General features: G+C 71.9%; 11 protein-coding genes and 3 tRNA genes. 6 read left to right on the plus strand and 8 right to left on the minus strand.

Annotation, left to right across the window (positions count from 1 at the left end; genetic code table 11):
- Nucleotides 1–12: 12 nt before the first annotated feature.
- The 8 genes from OH807_RS26735 to OH807_RS26770 form a co-directional block, all read right to left on the minus strand.
- On the minus strand, nucleotides 13–597 hold the full coding sequence (locus OH807_RS26735) for an ATP/GTP-binding protein (RefSeq protein WP_329880176.1): 585 nt from the start codon (nucleotides 595–597) through the stop codon (nucleotides 13–15).
- Nucleotides 578–1,255: a DUF742 domain-containing protein gene (locus OH807_RS26740; protein ID WP_406203371.1), complete on the minus strand. Its 678-nt coding sequence runs from the start codon at nucleotides 1,253–1,255 to the stop codon at nucleotides 578–580. The genes OH807_RS26735 and OH807_RS26740 overlap by 20 nt, the downstream gene beginning before the upstream one ends.
- A 161-nt stretch (nucleotides 1,256–1,416) precedes the next feature.
- The gene (locus OH807_RS26745; protein WP_030057391.1) at nucleotides 1,417–1,830 is read right to left on the minus strand and encodes a roadblock/LC7 domain-containing protein; all 414 of its coding nucleotides are present in this window, start codon (nucleotides 1,828–1,830) and stop codon (nucleotides 1,417–1,419) included.
- Nucleotides 1,831–1,840: 10 nt separating this feature from the next.
- The gene (locus tag OH807_RS26750) at nucleotides 1,841–5,281 is read right to left on the minus strand and encodes a nitrate- and nitrite sensing domain-containing protein (protein WP_406203374.1); all 3,441 of its coding nucleotides are present in this window, start codon (nucleotides 5,279–5,281) and stop codon (nucleotides 1,841–1,843) included.
- Nucleotides 5,282–5,681: 400 nt separating this feature from the next.
- Nucleotides 5,682–6,260 (minus strand): GTP-binding protein, encoded by a 579-nt coding sequence (locus OH807_RS26755; RefSeq protein ID WP_406203377.1) that lies wholly within the window; start codon nucleotides 6,258–6,260, stop codon nucleotides 5,682–5,684.
- Complete coding sequence (locus OH807_RS26760) at nucleotides 6,241–6,666, minus strand: DUF742 domain-containing protein (protein ID WP_406203380.1); 426 nt, start codon at nucleotides 6,664–6,666, stop codon at nucleotides 6,241–6,243. Before OH807_RS26760 ends, OH807_RS26755 begins: the two co-directional genes overlap by 20 nt.
- A 163-nt stretch (nucleotides 6,667–6,829) precedes the next feature.
- Entirely contained in the window at nucleotides 6,830–7,243 is a 414-nt protein-coding gene (locus OH807_RS26765) for a roadblock/LC7 domain-containing protein (protein WP_030057391.1), read from the minus strand.
- Between the two features lie 10 nt (nucleotides 7,244–7,253).
- The gene (locus OH807_RS26770) at nucleotides 7,254–11,123 is read right to left on the minus strand and encodes a nitrate- and nitrite sensing domain-containing protein (protein WP_406203383.1); all 3,870 of its coding nucleotides are present in this window, start codon (nucleotides 11,121–11,123) and stop codon (nucleotides 7,254–7,256) included.
- 625 nt (nucleotides 11,124–11,748) lie between these two features.
- On the opposite strand from OH807_RS26770, the gene OH807_RS26775 reads away from it, so the two are divergent.
- The 6 genes from OH807_RS26775 (at nucleotide 11,749) to OH807_RS26800 (ending at nucleotide 15,117) form a co-directional block, all read left to right on the plus strand.
- Nucleotides 11,749–11,970, plus strand: a complete 222-nt coding sequence (locus OH807_RS26775; RefSeq protein WP_406203386.1) for a hypothetical protein — start codon at nucleotides 11,749–11,751, stop codon at nucleotides 11,968–11,970.
- Between the two features lie 304 nt (nucleotides 11,971–12,274).
- On the plus strand, nucleotides 12,275–13,075 hold the full coding sequence (locus tag OH807_RS26780; protein WP_406203389.1) for a fumarylacetoacetate hydrolase family protein: 801 nt from the start codon (nucleotides 12,275–12,277) through the stop codon (nucleotides 13,073–13,075).
- Complete coding sequence (gene gltX, locus OH807_RS26785; RefSeq protein ID WP_406203391.1) at nucleotides 13,068–14,567, plus strand: glutamate--tRNA ligase; 1,500 nt, start codon at nucleotides 13,068–13,070, stop codon at nucleotides 14,565–14,567. The genes OH807_RS26780 and gltX overlap by 8 nt, the downstream gene beginning before the upstream one ends.
- A gap of 265 nt (nucleotides 14,568–14,832) precedes the next feature.
- Nucleotides 14,833–14,904, plus strand: a tRNA-Gln gene (locus tag OH807_RS26790).
- Nucleotides 14,905–14,944: 40 nt separating this feature from the next.
- Nucleotides 14,945–15,017 (plus strand) — tRNA-Glu (locus OH807_RS26795).
- 27 nt (nucleotides 15,018–15,044) lie between these two features.
- A tRNA-Glu gene (locus OH807_RS26800) sits at nucleotides 15,045–15,117 on the plus strand.
- The last annotated feature ends 8 nt before the right edge of the window (nucleotides 15,118–15,125 follow it).

Genomic DNA, 15,125 nt, shown 5'->3' on the forward strand with positions numbered 1-15,125 from the left:
GCTCGCGCCGGGTCAGCGGAGGCGGGCGAGGAGGGCGTGTTCGACGAGGGTGATGAGGGCGCTCTTGGCGCTGTCGCGGCGTCGGGCGTCCAGGGTGACGACGGGGGTGTCCGGTCCGAGCTGGAGGGCTTCGCGGACTTCGTCGGAGGTGTGGGGCTGGTGTCCGTCGAAGCCGTTGAGGGCGACGACGAAGGGGAGTCCGCTGTTCTCGAAGTAGTCGAGGGCGGGGAAGCAGTCGGCGAGGCGGCGGGTGTCGACGAGGACGACGGCGCCGATGGCGCCGCGGACGAGGTCGTCCCACATGAACCAGAAGCGGTCCTGGCCGGGGGTGCCGAAGAGGTAGAGGATGAGGTCTTCGTCGAGGGTGATGCGGCCGAAGTCCATCGCGACGGTGGTGGTCGTCTTGCCGGAGACGTGGCTGAGGTCGTCGATGCCGGCGGACGCGGAGGTCATGACGGCTTCGGTGCGCAGCGGGTTGATCTCGGAGACGGCGCCGACGAGCGTGGTCTTGCCGACACCGAAGCCGCCGGCGACGACGATCTTCGCCGAGGTGGTGGCGCGGGTGGGGGCGGCCGCGTTAGAGCTTGCGAAGTCCACTGAGGACCCTTTCGAGCAGCGTGACGTCGGGCTGGTTTCCGGATTCGCCGCCGGAAGCGGGCTGGTGGATGGCGACCAGGCCGGCCTCGGCCAGGTCGGCCACGAGGATCCGCGCCACTCCCAGGGGAAGGGAGAGCAGCGCCGACACCTCGGCGACGGACTTCACCTCGGTGCAGAGGGTGCAGATCCGCTGGTGCTCGGGAAGCAGGGTGGCCAGACGCTGCGGGTCGACGTCGGCGGAGACCAGCGCCTCCAGCGCGAGTTCGTACCGGGGCCGGGTGCGCCCGCCGGTCATCGCGAACGGCCGGATCAGCGGTCCGGAGTCGTAGTCGTCCTCGAACTCCTCGACGTGCCCGGGCTCCTGGGCCGGCCGGTAGCCGGGGTCGGGGCTCCGGTGGCCGGGCGCCGGGTGGCCGGCGTGCCGGCCGGGCAGGTGACCGGTCCCGTCCTGTGCCGGGTAGCCGGCCGGGGGCGCGTCGTACGAGGGCTGGGGCCGGCCGTACTGCTCGTACTGCTGCTGGCCGTACTGCTGCTGCTGACCGTACTGCTGGCCGTACTGCTGACCGTGGCCGACGACGCCGGGTGCTCCGAAGGCGTCATGGCCTGTGCCAGGGTACGGAACGCCGTATTGGCCGCTGCGGTCGTCGGGCGGTGTCACGGGTCCTCTCCTCACAAGGTGCGGCGGTGCGGTGCGAGCTCGGGCACAGGTCCGGAGCCGGTGGTGCGAAGGCCGTACAACGTCCGAACCCGAGCCCGCCGAAGCGGGCCCGGGGTCGGGCGTGAGGTGCTTCGAATACCAGGACGGTATCCGACGAACCGTCAGTGCAGGAGACTGCCCTGGAGTTCTGCGCGGAGAGCGGGGGTGAGGACGGCGCCGGCGCGGTCGACGAGGAGGGCCATCTCGTAGCCGACCAGGCCGATGTCGGAGTCCGGCGAGGCGAGTACGGCGAGGGCGGAGCCGTCGCTGACGGCCATCAGGAAGAGGAAGCCGCGCTCCATCTCGACGACGGTCTGGTTGACCTCGCCTCCCTCGAAGATCCGGCTGGCGCCGGAGGTGAGGGAGGTGAGGCCGGAGGCGACGGCGGCGAGCTGGTCGGCGCGGTCGCGGGGAAAGCCCTCCGACATGCACAGCAGGAGGCCGTCGGCGGAGACCACCACCGTGTGCGACACCCCGGGGGTGTTGTCCACGAAATTGGTGATCAGCCAGTTCAGGTTCTGTGCGGCCTGGCTCATCTGACTCAACTCAACGCTCCTGGTGGTTCGAGCCGCCGAAGAGATCGGTGCTGCGGTTCTGCTGTCCGTTGCCGGACTGGTCTGCCTGATCGGGGTCGATCCGGAAGCTTCCGGTGTTACCGGCACTGCGGCCCTGCTCCACACCGCGGCGCAGGTTCGTGAGGCGGCCACGGACCTCCTCGGGGCTGCGGGAGACCTGCGGCCCGTCCTGCGGGGTGGGCTTGGCGTTCCCGGCCACCAGGTTCTGCTTGGGCACCCGGCGCGGAAGGCCGGACGCCGTAGTGCCGGCCGAGGAGGGCTCGCGGAGCTGCTCGGCCCGCTGCCAGGCGCCGTCGTTGGGCGACTGCCAGGCGGCACCGGTCGGGCCGGTCGGTCCGGTGGGACCGTACCCGCCCAGCGCGGACACCTCGTGTCCGCGCGGTTCGGTCGGCGCCGAGGTGTCCTTGGCGCCGGCGAACCAGTTCGGGGTCTCGCCGGTGTCCTGGCGCCCGCTCTGGATCGGGGCGGAGCCGGGGCCACCACCCGCGAGCTGCTGGCCGGGACGGCGCTGCGGCAGTCCGGACGGCAGGGTGCCGGCCGGTTCGGCCGCGGGCAGCGCCGCCGGCTCCGGGCTGTACGGGTGGCCGGCCGGGGACTCCTCGGCCGGCCGGCCGTACTGGTCCCCGTCGTAGCCCTCGTCGTAGCCCTGGTACTGGTCGTACTGCCGGCCGTACTGGTCGCCCTGGCCCTGGGAGGCGCCGTACTGGTCGTCGGCGTACTCCTGCTGCTGCGGGAGCCGGCCGTAGGCGTCCTGGCCGTACGCGTCCTGCCCGTAGTCCGTCCCGGCGTAGCCGTTCTGGTCGTAGCCGTACTGCTCGTCGGCGTACCCGGCCGGGTTGTAGCCCTGGCCGCCGTACTGGTCGTCCTGGCCGTAGGTCTCGTCGTTTCGCCGGCCGTACGCCGGGTACTCCTCCTCGACCTCGGCGTCGAGCACCGGTGGCATCTGCGCGGTCTCCGGGCCGGACTCCAGGGCCGCCCGGCGGACCTGGTCGAGCCGCTGCGAGCGCTGGACGGCCTCCAGGGCCGGGCTGAACCCGCTGGAGCCGGCGCTGCCGTTGCCGGTGAGGTGGTCGTCGAAGCCCAGCTCGGCGGCGCTGCGCGGCTGCTCGCCGACGGCGGCCCAGTCGTTCGGGCCCGGCTCCTGCTCGGCGAAGATCCGGGAGACGGTGAACTGCTCCTCCGGCTCCGGCATCGCGCCCATCTGGGTCAGGAACGGCGGGAGCATGACCAGCGAGGTGGTGCCCGCGGACTCGCCCGAGGGGCGGAGCTGGACGCGGACGTCGTGCCGCTGGGAGAGCCGGCCGACCACGAAGAGGCCCATGCGGCGGGAGATGGTGGCGTCGACCGTGGGCGGCTCGGCCAGCTTCTCGTTGATCTCGGCGAAGTCCTCGGCGGTGAGGCCGATGCCCTTGTCGTGGATCTCGACCAGCACCCGGCCGTCCGGCAGGCGGGTCGCGTTGACCAGCACCCGGGTCTGCGGGCTGGAGAACGAGGTGGCGTTCTCCAGCAGCTCGGCGAGGAGGTGGACGAGGTCGGTCACGGCGGCGCCGACGACCTCGGCCTCGGGGATGCCGGAGAGCTCGACGCGCTCGTACTGCTCCACCTCGGAGGCGGCGGCGCGGAGCACGTCGACCAGCGGGACCGGCGTGTTCCAGCGGCGGCCGGCCTCCTCGCCCGCGAGGACGAGCAGGTTCTCACCGTTGCGGCGCATACGGGTCGCGAGGTGGTCCAGCTTGAAGAGGTTCTCCAGCTGGTCCGGGTCGGCCTCGTTGTTCTCCAGGTCGGTGATCAGCGCCAGCTGGCGCTGGATGAGGCCCTGGCTGCGACGCGACAGGTTGGTGAAGATCGCGTTGACGTTCCCTCGCAGCAGCGCCTGCTCGGCGGCGAGCGCCACCGCCTGCCGGTGGACCTGGTCGAAGGCCCGGGCGACCTCGCCGATCTCGTCCTTGCCGTACAGCGGGATCGGGGTGACGGAGGTGTCGACCCGGTCGGGGTCGGTCTTGGAGAGCTTCTCGACCAGGTCGGGCAGACGGTGGTCGGCGATCTCCAGGGCGGCGCTGCGCAGGGTGCGCATGCCGAGGATCATCGAGCGGGCCACGTAGCCGGTGAGCACACCGGCGAGGACCAGCGCGGCGAGCACGATCACCGAGTTGAGGATGGCGTCGTAGAGCGCGTTGTCCCGCAGGTCGGTGGCGTCGTTGACGACGTCGTCGAGCAGCGCGACCTCGGTGGCGCGCAGCGTCGAGATGTGCGCGTTGGCGGCCTGCTCCCAGTTCTCCTTGGTCAGACCGGCGTCCTTGGCCTCCTTGTAGGCGGCGTCGGCGGCGGCCTTGCCCTTGGTCATGCCCTCGGCGGCGGACTGGCTGTACGCGGCGCCGAGGCCGAGCAGGCCCACCATGGTGGGCGTGCTGCCGTTGGGCATCTTGTAGGCGGAGCGCTGGTCGATGGTGCTCTGCGCGACCTGGGCGTCGGAGAACCGCTTGGCGTCCTCGGGGGCGCTGCCGGTGTTGAACTCGGAGAGCGAGACCTGCTCGAGCTTCTGGGAGACCAGCAGCTGCTGGATCAGGTCGGTGTTCTCGTACCGGGTCGTGGACTGGGCCGAGATGCCGACCAGCAGGTGGAGCATCAGCGCGCGCTGGGTCGAGGCCGAGGCCTTGGCCAGCGACATCGCGTAGATCGCGCGGCCCTTGCTGGTGATGTTGCTGCTGCCGAGGCCGACCGAGTTGTCGTAGGCCAGCAGCGGGGCGACCATCACCGAGTACGCGGACTGGGTCGCGGTGGCGAACAGCTCCGGCTTGTACGCGACGTCGCGCAGGTGCGGCAGGAAGATGACGAGGCTCTGGAACGACTCGTGGCGGCGGGGAAGCTCGCCGGACTTGTCGGTGGCCTGGTACGCGGCGTTGTAGGCCTTGAGCGCGGTGTCCGTCGTCGCCCGGGTCTTGACCAGGTCACCGTTCGGGTCCTGGCCGGTGAGGAGCGGCGAGAGCGTCTTGTCGCGCTCGCTCTCCAGGGCCTCGGCGAGCTCGGTGGCGGCCTTGGCCAGGCGTGCCGTCTTCTCGGCGCGGGAGGCCTTGACGTAGCCGTCGACCGAGGTGTTGACGCGCAGGCCGCCGAAGACCAGGCCGATGATCACGGGGATCAGCAGGATGGCTATCAGACGGGCCGGCACACGCCAGTTCCGCGGCCGGAGGAAGTCGTACCGACTGCCCTTGCCGCCGCTTCCGTCCTCCGCCGAGTCGCCGCTGCGGCGCTCCGGGCCGGGTGCGGCCGGCGACTTCGGGGTGGGGGCCGGCGGGCGTTCCTCGACCGGCGTGAACGCGGAGAATCCGGCCGGGTCCGTTGCGGTACCGTTCGGCTCGCTCTGGCGGGGCTCGGAGCGCCGCTGCGGGGCGACTTGCTGCTTACGCCTCACTCGACAACAACCTCTCGGCCGATTGGCGGCCATGGATCAATCCAGCGCTACCCCTGGCAGCGACCCGCTGCTGGGTGGGACTGCCGTACAGGATTTAGGGGTAGCTGGAATTTCAGCACGTGCAGGGATGGGGGACAAACAGCGCCTGATGTCGTCCCGCTGCGGCATATTTCGGACATTCACCAACATGCCGCCGCAAAACCGTGGTCTTCTGGCGCTGAGCGATGCTAATTCGTTACTCATGGTCACTGTTGATCACAAAATGCCTACCGAACTGTTATCCGCTGCTTATGCGCGGGTCTTGCGCGGGCCGTCCGGACGTCACCCGCTCCGCAGGCAAGGACGCCCCGGTGCCCCGCCTGTGCGGCGGGGCACCGGGGCTGCCGTCCTGGCCCCCGGGTCAGCGGAGGCGGGCGAGGAGGGCGTGTTCGACGAGGGTGATGAGGGCGCTCTTGGCGCTGTCGCGGCGTCGGGCGTCCAGGGTGACGACGGGGGTGTCCGGTCCGAGCTGGAGGGCTTCGCGGACTTCGTCGGAGGTGTGGGGCTGGTGTCCGTCGAAGCCGTTGAGGGCGACGACGAAGGGGAGTCCGCTGTTCTCGAAGTAGTCGAGGGCGGGGAAGCAGTCGGCGAGGCGGCGGGTGTCGACGAGGACGACGGCGCCGATGGCGCCGCGGACGAGGTCGTCCCACATGAACCAGAAGCGGTCCTGGCCGGGGGTGCCGAAGAGGTAGAGGATGAGGTCTTCGTCGAGGGTGATGCGGCCGAAGTCCATCGCGACGGTGGTGGTCGTCTTGCCGGAGACGTGGCTGAGGTCGTCGATGCCGGCGGACGCGGAGGTCATGACGGCTTCGGTGCGCAGCGGGTTGATCTCGGAGACGGCGCCGACGAGCGTGGTCTTGCCGACACCGAAGCCGCCGGCGACGACGATCTTCGCCGAGGTCGTGGCGCGGGTGGCTCCGTTAGAGCTTGCGAAGTCCACTGAGGACCCTTTCGAGCAGCGTGACGTCGGGCGTTCCGCCCGACTCGCCCGCGGCGGCGGGCTGGTGGATGGCGACGAGGCCGGCCTCGGCAAGGTCGGCCACGAGGATGCGGGCGACACCGAGCGGCACGCCGGCCAGTGCGGAGATCTCCGCGATGGACTTGACCTCACGGCAGAGGTTCACGATCCGGGCGTGCTCGGGCAGCAGGCCACCGCTCCGCTCGGCGGAGCCCGTGGTCGAGATCAGCGCCTCGATGGCGAGCTGGTACCGGGGCCGGGTGCGGCCGCCGGTCATCGCGTACGGGCGGACCAGCGGCTGCTGCTCGTAGCCGTCGGACTGCTGCCCGCCGTAGCCGCTGCCGTACCCGCTGCCGTACGAGCCGGCGGGTGTCGAAGGCGGGGTCATGGGTCCTCCTTGTGCTGCAGCCTTGGGCAGCCGGTTCCAGCTGGGGCGATGCCAGCTGAGGCGAAGATCAGCTGCCTGCGGGTAGCTGAGGGTGAGGCGCCGGGTCCGGTCGGGTCGGACCCGGCGACGGGGTGGGACGGATGGGTGGAGCCGCTCAGGCCACTCAGTGCAGGAGACTGCCCTGGAGTTCTGCGCGGAGAGCGGGGGTGAGGACGGCGCCGGCGCGGTCGACGAGGAGGGCCATCTCGTAGCCGACCAGGCCGATGTCGGAGTCCGGCGAGGCGAGTACGGCGAGGGCGGAGCCGTCGCTGACGGCCATCAGGAAGAGGAAGCCGCGCTCCATCTCGACGACGGTCTGGTTGACCTCGCCTCCCTCGAAGATCCGGCTGGCGCCGGAGGTGAGGGAGGTGAGGCCGGAGGCGACGGCGGCGAGCTGGTCGGCGCGGTCGCGGGGAAAGCCCTCCGACATGCACAGCAGGAGGCCGTCGGCGGAGACCACCACCGTGTGCGACACCCCGGGGGTGTTGTCCACGAAATTGGTGATCAGCCAGTTCAGGTTCTGTGCGGCCTGGCTCATCTGATTCAACTCAACGCTCCTGATGATCTGCGCCGTTGCCGTCGGTGCGGCCCCCGAAACTATCGAACCCTGGCTGCTGGGCACCATGCTGGAAGCCCGACTGGTTTCCCTGGCCCGGCTGGCCCGCCGGACCGCCCTGGCCGGAGGCCTGCTCGGCCCCGGCCCGGCGGCCCTGCTGGATCCCGCGGCGCAGGTTGGTCAGCCGGCCGCGGACCTCCTCGGGCGCCCGGGAGACCTGCGGACCGGTCAGCGGGGACGCCTCGGCGGTGCCGGAGACCAGGTTGGCCTGCGGGGTCCGCCGGGGGAGGCCGGACATCGTCACGCCGCTGGTCGAGGGCTCGCGGACCTGCTCGGCCCGGCGCCAGCGCTCGTCGTTGGCCGACGGGCGCCACGGCGCGTCGCCCTGGCCGGGCTCACCGGGCTGACCGCCCTGCGGGCCCGGACCGGCCGGACCGGGCTGACCGGCCTGGCCGGGCTGCGGCCGGCCCTGGGGGGCCTGCTGCTGAGCCTGGGCCTGGGCCTGCTGGGCCTGAGCCTGCTGGGCCTGAGCCTGGGCGGCCTGCTGCTGTGCCTGCTGCTGGGCCTGTCGGCCCTGCGGGGCGTCGTCCGGGAACCCGGGCGCGGTCGTCCCGGGCCGGCGCGGCTGGTACTGCCGGGCCCGGGCCGCCTGCGCGGCCTCGGCCGGCTGGGCCTGGTCGGGCCGGCCGTTCTCCCGGTACCAGCTCTGCTCCACCGACTCGAAGCCCTGGGCGCCGTCCGGGGTGCCGCCGTGCGACGGACCGGTCGGCAGCGCCATCGGCTCCTGGCGGACGGGCTCCTGACGGACCGGCTCCGGGCGGACCGGCTCCGGCCGGGCGGCCGGGTTCGGCATGCTCGGCAGGACCGGCTCGACCAGGCCGAGGCCCAGCGGGTCACGCGGGTCGATCTCGCTGGCCTCGAAGCGCGGCCGGGCGAACTGCGCGGTGCTCTCCGTCGCCGATGACTCGGCCGACGGCAGCGGCTGCGGCTGGGCCTGCGGCGGGAGCTGCTGGGGCTGGCCCTGCTGCTGCGGCCGGCCCTGCGGCGGGACGTCCGTACCGGGGCCCTGCGGGCGTCGCGGACCCGGTCCGCCCGGTCCGCCCGGGCCCTGCGGGCCCTGGCCGGGCTGGCGGCGCTGCGGCAGGCCGTCCTGCGGCCGGTTGCCCGGGCGGGCGCCCTGCGGCGCACCCGGACGGCCGGCCTGGTCGGCCCAGCCGTGCTGCGGCTGCTCGCCGGTCCGGGCGCCCGGACCGCCGTCGAGGCCGTCGGGGCGGGGCCGCTCCTGGCCGGGGCGACGGCCGTCGGCCGGCCGGCCCGGACCCTGCTGCGGTCCGCCGGGCTGCTGCTGGCCGCGGCGCGGCAGCGAGGCGCCGGGGCCGCCCTGCTGCGGGCCCTGGCGGCCCGGGGTGCGCTGCGGCAGCCCGCCCTGCTGCGACTGCTGGGCCTGCTGCGGCTGCTGACCGGGCTGGGTCTGCTGACCGGGCCGGCCCGGCTGGCCGCCCCGGCCCGCGGGCTGGTTCTCGTGCAGTGCCTGGCCGACCTGTCGGGTCGGCAGACCGCCGCCGGTGCGGCCGCCCTGGCCGCCCGGCGCGCCGGGACCGCCCTGGGCACCCGGGCCGCCGGGGCCGCCCTGGCCGAGCTGCGGACGGCTCTGCGGGGCGCCGCCGGCCGGGCCCTGGCCGAGTGCGGCCGGGGCGCCGCCCGGGCCTCCGGGCACCTGGCGCTGCTGGCGCGGCGTCGGGGCGACCCCGCGCTGCTGCTTGGCCTGGGCCGGGCCGGGCCGGGCGGGGCCGCGGCGGTCGGCGGAGTTGGTGACGTCCACCGGGAGCATGACCAGCGCGGTGGTGCCGCCGGAGTCGCTGGGGCGCAGCTGGATCCGGATGCCGTGACGCAGCGACAGGCGGCCGACCACGAAGAGGCCCATGCGGCGGGAGACCGAGACGTCCACCGTCGGCGGGTTGGCGAGGCGCTCGTTGATGTCGGCGAGGTCGTCGGGGCTGAGGCCGATGCCGGTGTCGTGGATCTCGACCAGCACCCGGCCGTCCGGCAGCGCGTGGCCGGTCACCCGGACGCGGGTCTGCGGGCTGGAGAACGAGGTGGCGTTCTCCAGCAGCTCGGCGAGCAGGTGGACGAGGTCGTTGACGACGCGGCCGGCGACCTCGGCGGAGGGCACCGAGGCGAGTTCGATGCGCTCGTACTGCTCCACCTCGGAGGCGGCGGCGCGGAGCACGTCGACCAGCGGGACGGGCCTGGTCCAGCGGCGGCCCGGGTCCTCACCCGCGAGGACGAGGAGGTTCTCACCGTTGCGGCGCATGCGGGTCGCGAGGTGGTCGAGCTTGAACAGGTTGGCCAGCTGGTCCGGGTCGGCCTCGCGGCTCTCCAGCTCGGAGATGAGCGACAGCTGGCGCTGGATGAGGCCCTGGCTGCGGCGCGAGAGGTTGGTGAACATCGCGTTGATGTTGCCGCGGAGGAGGGCCTGCTCGGCGGCGAGGCGGACGGCCTCGCTGTGCACCATGTCGAACGCGTGCGCCACGTGGCCGATCTCGTCCGTGGAGTCGACGGCGACGGGCTCGACGGTGACGTCGACGTCGTGCGGGTCGCTCTCGGAGAGCGTCTTGACCAGCTCGGGCAGCCGCCGCTCGGCGACGTCCTCGGCCGCGGCCTGGAGGCGGGTCAGCGAGCGCACCATCGAGCGGGCGATCAGACCGGCGCCACCGAGGGCGACGAGCAGCACGAGGGCGACGGCGGCACCGATGATCAATGCTTCGGTGTCGGCCTGGGACTGCAGGTCCTGGGCCTTGCCGTCGAGGTCCTCGATCAGCTTGGCCTCGATCCGGCGCTCGGCCGTGATCTTGGCGGTGATCTTCTCGTACCAGTCCTTGTACGAGACGGGCTCGGTCTGGTGGATACCGCTCTGCTGGAGGATCGAGCGCGAGTAGCGGTCGGCGTCGGCGACCACCGAGTTGTAGCTGAGCTGGCCGCGCAGGTTGTCCAGGTCGTGCGAGGTGTAGATGTTGTTGAAGCTGGTGAGCGCGTTGTCGTAGGACGTGCGCAGGCGGATGCCGAAGGACTCGTCGCTCAGGCTGAGGTCGGGCGGCCGGTTGGCGAGCGCGGCGCTGATCAGCGCGCGCTGCTGCGAGGTGGCGTTCTTGGCCAGCGAGAACTGCTGGAGCGCGCGGGTGGCGCGGACCAGGTCGCGGTTGTTGGACGCGAGCGCGATGTCCTGCGAGATCGACAGCAGGTCTCGGATGATCACGTCGTACGCGGTGATCGTGGCCTGGATGTTCTGGTTGTTCTGGTACGGGTTGCCACGCGCGTCCGAGATCGAGTTCAGGTCGCGGCGGATCTGGAAGAGCAGGGCCTTTCCACCGGAGAGTTCGAGGTTCTCGAACTTGTCCGAGGACGCGGTGAAGGTGCGGTTCAGGTCGTCGGTGATCTTGCGGGCCGCGACGATGTCGTCGTCGAGCGGCTTCTGCGGATCCGCGGTGATCGGGCCGGCGCTGATGTCGCGCTCGTTCTGCAGGGCGTCGGCGAGGTTGGTCGCCTTCTTGGCCAGGTCGGACAGGTTGGCCATCTGGGCGAGCTGCTGCGAGGCCTCCAGCGAGGTCTGGATGCGCAGGCCACCGAGGACCAGCGCGACCAGCACGGGCAGCGTCAGCAGCGCGATCAGTCGGGTCCGGATCCGCCAGTTGCGCATCGCGAGCCGGCTGAGACCGGTGGCGCGCCGCCGGGTGAGGGACTTCCGCAGTTTGTCCCGGGTGGACTTCCGATCCTGTTGGCCGTCGTCCTCCGGGCGGCCGCCCGCTTCGGGCCCGGGCCCGGCCGACCCGCCGGGCGCTGCCGCCTGCTGGGGGCCTGCCACGGGCTCTCGCGACTCCGGGTCACCCGCGGCGCCGCTACCCCTTTTGAAACGTCCCTGCACTGGCGTCGCAACCTCTGGACCGGGCGTCCCGCCGCGTCGCCGCAGCCTGGACGGTGTGGAGTTTCCATCCGCACCCCGGCCGGTCCGGGAGAGCGGGTCACCGGGGTGGACTTCTCCCTACCCACGGTCCGTGGCATTCCAGCACAGCCGGGGAATCCCAACAAGGGCCGCCAGGCCCCACCCGGTCACGCTACCGACCGCGCGCGTGGTTTCACTGACTGTGCGGTAACAGGACCGGAATACCGCCTTTTTCGGACACTCGTCGGATACATGCCAAGGCGACCCGAGATCAACTGGACGAGTAGACCTTCCCGAATGCCCGATATATCCGCTATGCCGGTAAATCCTGATGCGGCGATATGTCGGATATCGGAGAATTGGGTGTGAATTTGTGAGCAAAATCACAGGTCAATGTGTAGCTTTGGTCACGGTGGCTGTGGAAAGAGATCCGTAACCTTGCGGTATCCGGCGCACGGCCTCGATCAGCCTGCCCAGAATCTCCCCGAACCACTCAGGCGGCTCCGGTTCCACGCCGGGCCGGCCGCGAACCCGAGGTGCTGACGCGATGTCCCAGGCGAACACGGCCACCCAGTCCACGCCCACCGGCGGCTCCACGGCGAACCCGCGCCGGACGACGCTGGCCTCGGTCGAGGACTTCAGCAGGATCCCCGGCGCCCGCACGCCGCAGGACGTGGTGACCTACGCCACCGAGCTGCCCGTCAGCACCGCCAACCCGCGGCGCACCCGGCTGATGGTCGCTCCGGTCGTGGCCGTCCCGCAGGACTGAGCCACCCCGCGCGCCGCGAAGGGCGCCGCGGCCGCCCCCGCCGGGCGGCCGCGGCGCCCTTCGTGCTTCCACCCCCGCTTCCACCCCCGCTCCGGCGGCCGGATCCGCGCCCGCCGGGCCGGCGCGGACCGGGCCGCGGCCGCGCATCCGGGCGCAACCACGCTGAACAGGGGCAAAGCGGCCACGGGGGTGCCCGCGCGATAGCCTGGTTCGCGATCGAGCGGGGCCGGGCCCACGGGGGCGCGGCACCCACCAGCGCCCGGGCGCGCCCCGGGCGGCCGACGAAGCGAGGGGTACCCCAGTCGTGCGCATTGCCAGGTTTTCCGTCCGGGAGGGGAGCCCTGCCGCCGGCAGCGTCTCCTTCGGTGTGGTCGAGGGCGACCCCGCCCAGCCCGAGTCTCTGGTCGTCCACGCCCTGGCGGGCCACCCGTTCGGGCAGCCCCAGCCCACCGGTGAGAGCTACCGGTTCCAGGACGTCCGGCTGCTCAGCCCGATGCTCCCCAACAAGATCGTCGCGGTCGGCCGCAACTACGCGGCGCACGCCGCGGAGCTCGGCAACGACGTCCCCGACGTGCCGCTGACCTTCTTCAAGCCGTCCACCTCGGTGATCGGCCCGACCGAGCAGATCGCCTACCCGCCGTTCTCCTCGGACGTCCACCACGAGGCCGAACTGGCCGTGGTGATCGGCCGGATGTGCCGGGAGGTGCCGCTGGACCGGGTGCCCGAGGTGATCCTCGGCTACACCTGCGCCAACGACGTCACGGCGCGCGACGTCCAGCAGCGCGAGGGCCAGTGGGCCCGGGCCAAGGGCTTCGACACGGCCTGCCCGCTCGGCCCGTGGATCGAGACCGACCTCGACCCGGCCGACCTCGCCATCACCTGCACGGTCAACGGCGAGCTGCGGCAGACCGGCCGCACCTCCCTGATGGTCCGCTCGGTCGCGGAGCTGATCGTCCACATCTCCGAGGCCATGACGCTGCTGCCCGGCGACGTCATCCTCACCGGCACGCCCGCAGGGGTGGGCCCGCTCAACGTCGGCGACGAGGTCGCCGTCTCCATCGAAGGCATCGGCACTCTCGCCAACAAGGTGATCAAGCGTGGCTAACACTGACCCGAGCGTTCGGGTTCGCTTCTGTCCGTCCCCGACCGGGAACCCGCACGTGGGCCTGGTCCGGACCGCCCTCTTCAACTGGGCCTTCGCCCGCCACAACGGCGGCAAGCTGGTCTTCCGGATCGAGGACACCGACTCCGCCCGCGACTCCGAGGAGTCGTACAACCAGCTGCTCGACGCCATGAAGTGGCTCGGCTTCGACTGGGACGAGGGCCCGGAGACGGGCGGCCCGCACGAGCCGTACCGCCAGTCGCAGCGGATGGACATCTACGCCGACGTCGCCCGCCGCCTGCACGAGGCCGGCCACGCCTACCACTGCTACTGCTCCACCGAGGAGCTGGACGCCCGCCGCGAGGCGGCCCGCGCGGCCGGCAAGCCCTCCGGCTACGACGGCCACTGCCGCGAGCTGACGGACGAGCAGGTCGCCGTCTACAAGCTGGAGAAGCGCGAGCCGATCCTGCGGTTCCGGATGCCCGACCGCACCATCGCCTTCGACGACCTGGTGCGCGGCACGCTCAGCTTCGAGCCGGAGAACGTGCCCGACTACGGCATCGTCCGGGCCAACGGCGCGCCGCTGTACACCCTGGTCAACCCGGTGGACGACGCCCTGATGGGCATCACCCACGTGCTCCGCGGCGAGGACCTGCTCTCCTCGACCCCGCGCCAGGTCGCGCTGTACGAGGCGCTGGGCGAGATCGGCGTCGGCAACGGCACCACCCCGCGGTTCGGCCACCTGCCGTACGTGATGGGCGAGGGCAACAAGAAGCTCTCCAAGCGCGACCCGCAGGCCTCGCTCAACCTGTACCGCGAGCGCGGCTTCATCCGCGAGGGCCTGCTCAACTACCTCTCGCTGCTCGGCTGGTCGCTCTCCGCGGACGACGACATCTTCAGCGTGGAGCAGCTGGTCGAGGCGTTCGACATCGCCGACGTCAACGCCAACCCGGCCCGCTTCGACCTGAAGAAGTGCGAGCACATCAACGCCGAGCACCTGCGCCGGCTCGCCCCGGAGGACTTCGTCCGGCGCCTGGTGCCGTACCTCCAGGCCCCCGGGCTGCTGCCGGCCGAGCCGACCGCCGAGCAGCTGGAGCTGCTGTCCAAGGTGGCGCCGCTCACCCAGGAGCGGATGGTCGTGCTGAGCGAGATCGCCGCGATGGCCGGCTTCCTGTTCGTCGCCCCCGAGGACTTCGCCCTCGACCCGGACGACGCGGCCAAGGTGCTCACCGCGGACGCGCGGCCGGTGCTGCAGGCCAGCATCGCGGCGCTGGAGGCGCTGGAGGACTTCTCGCCGGAGCCGATCCAGGCCGCACTGCGCGAGGCGCTGGTGGAGGGGCTGGGCATCAAGCCCAAGTTCGCCTTCACGCCGCTGCGGGTGGCCGTCACGGGCCGCCGGGTCTCCCCGCCGCTCTTCGAGTCGATGGAGCTGCTCGGCCGCCCGGAGACGCTGCGCCGGCTGACCGCCGCGCTGGCCGTGCTCCCGGCTGCCTGACGGGCGGCGGGCGCCGCTCCGAGGGCCGGCCGACGGCTGCCCGAGGGCCGTGCGTGGGATCCCGCGGGCGGCTGCGGGCCGGGTTCTGACCTGGCCGGCAGCCGCCCGTGCCGCTGCCTGGGGTTATCGATTTTGGAGCCAGGCCAGACGTCGGGTAATGTTCTTTCTGCGCCGCCCGGGAGGGAACGGACGAGGGAGCGAAACCCCGTCGGGACCGGACCGAGAGGCGCAACGCCGAGGAGAGCCCGCAAGGGTTCAACTCCGGTGGGGTATGGTGTAATTGGCAGCACGAGTGATTCTGGTTCATTTAGTCTAGGTTCGAGTCCTGGTACCCCAGCGCAGTACGAGCAAGACCCAGCAGTTGAATTGAAGATCAAGCCCCCGTTGTGTAGCGGCCTAGCACGCTGCCCTCTCACGGCAGTAGCGCCGGTTCGAATCCGGTCGGGGGTACGGATCCCGCAAGGGATCACCTGGAAAGCCCCCGTTGTGTAGCGGCCTAGCACGCTGCCCTCTCACGGCAGTAGCGCCGGTTCGAATCCGGTCGGGGGTACGGATCCC

Origin of the sequence: Kitasatospora sp. NBC_01560, from assembly GCF_045208415.1 — a bacterium.
GTDB lineage: Bacteria > Actinomycetota > Actinomycetes > Streptomycetales > Streptomycetaceae > Kitasatospora.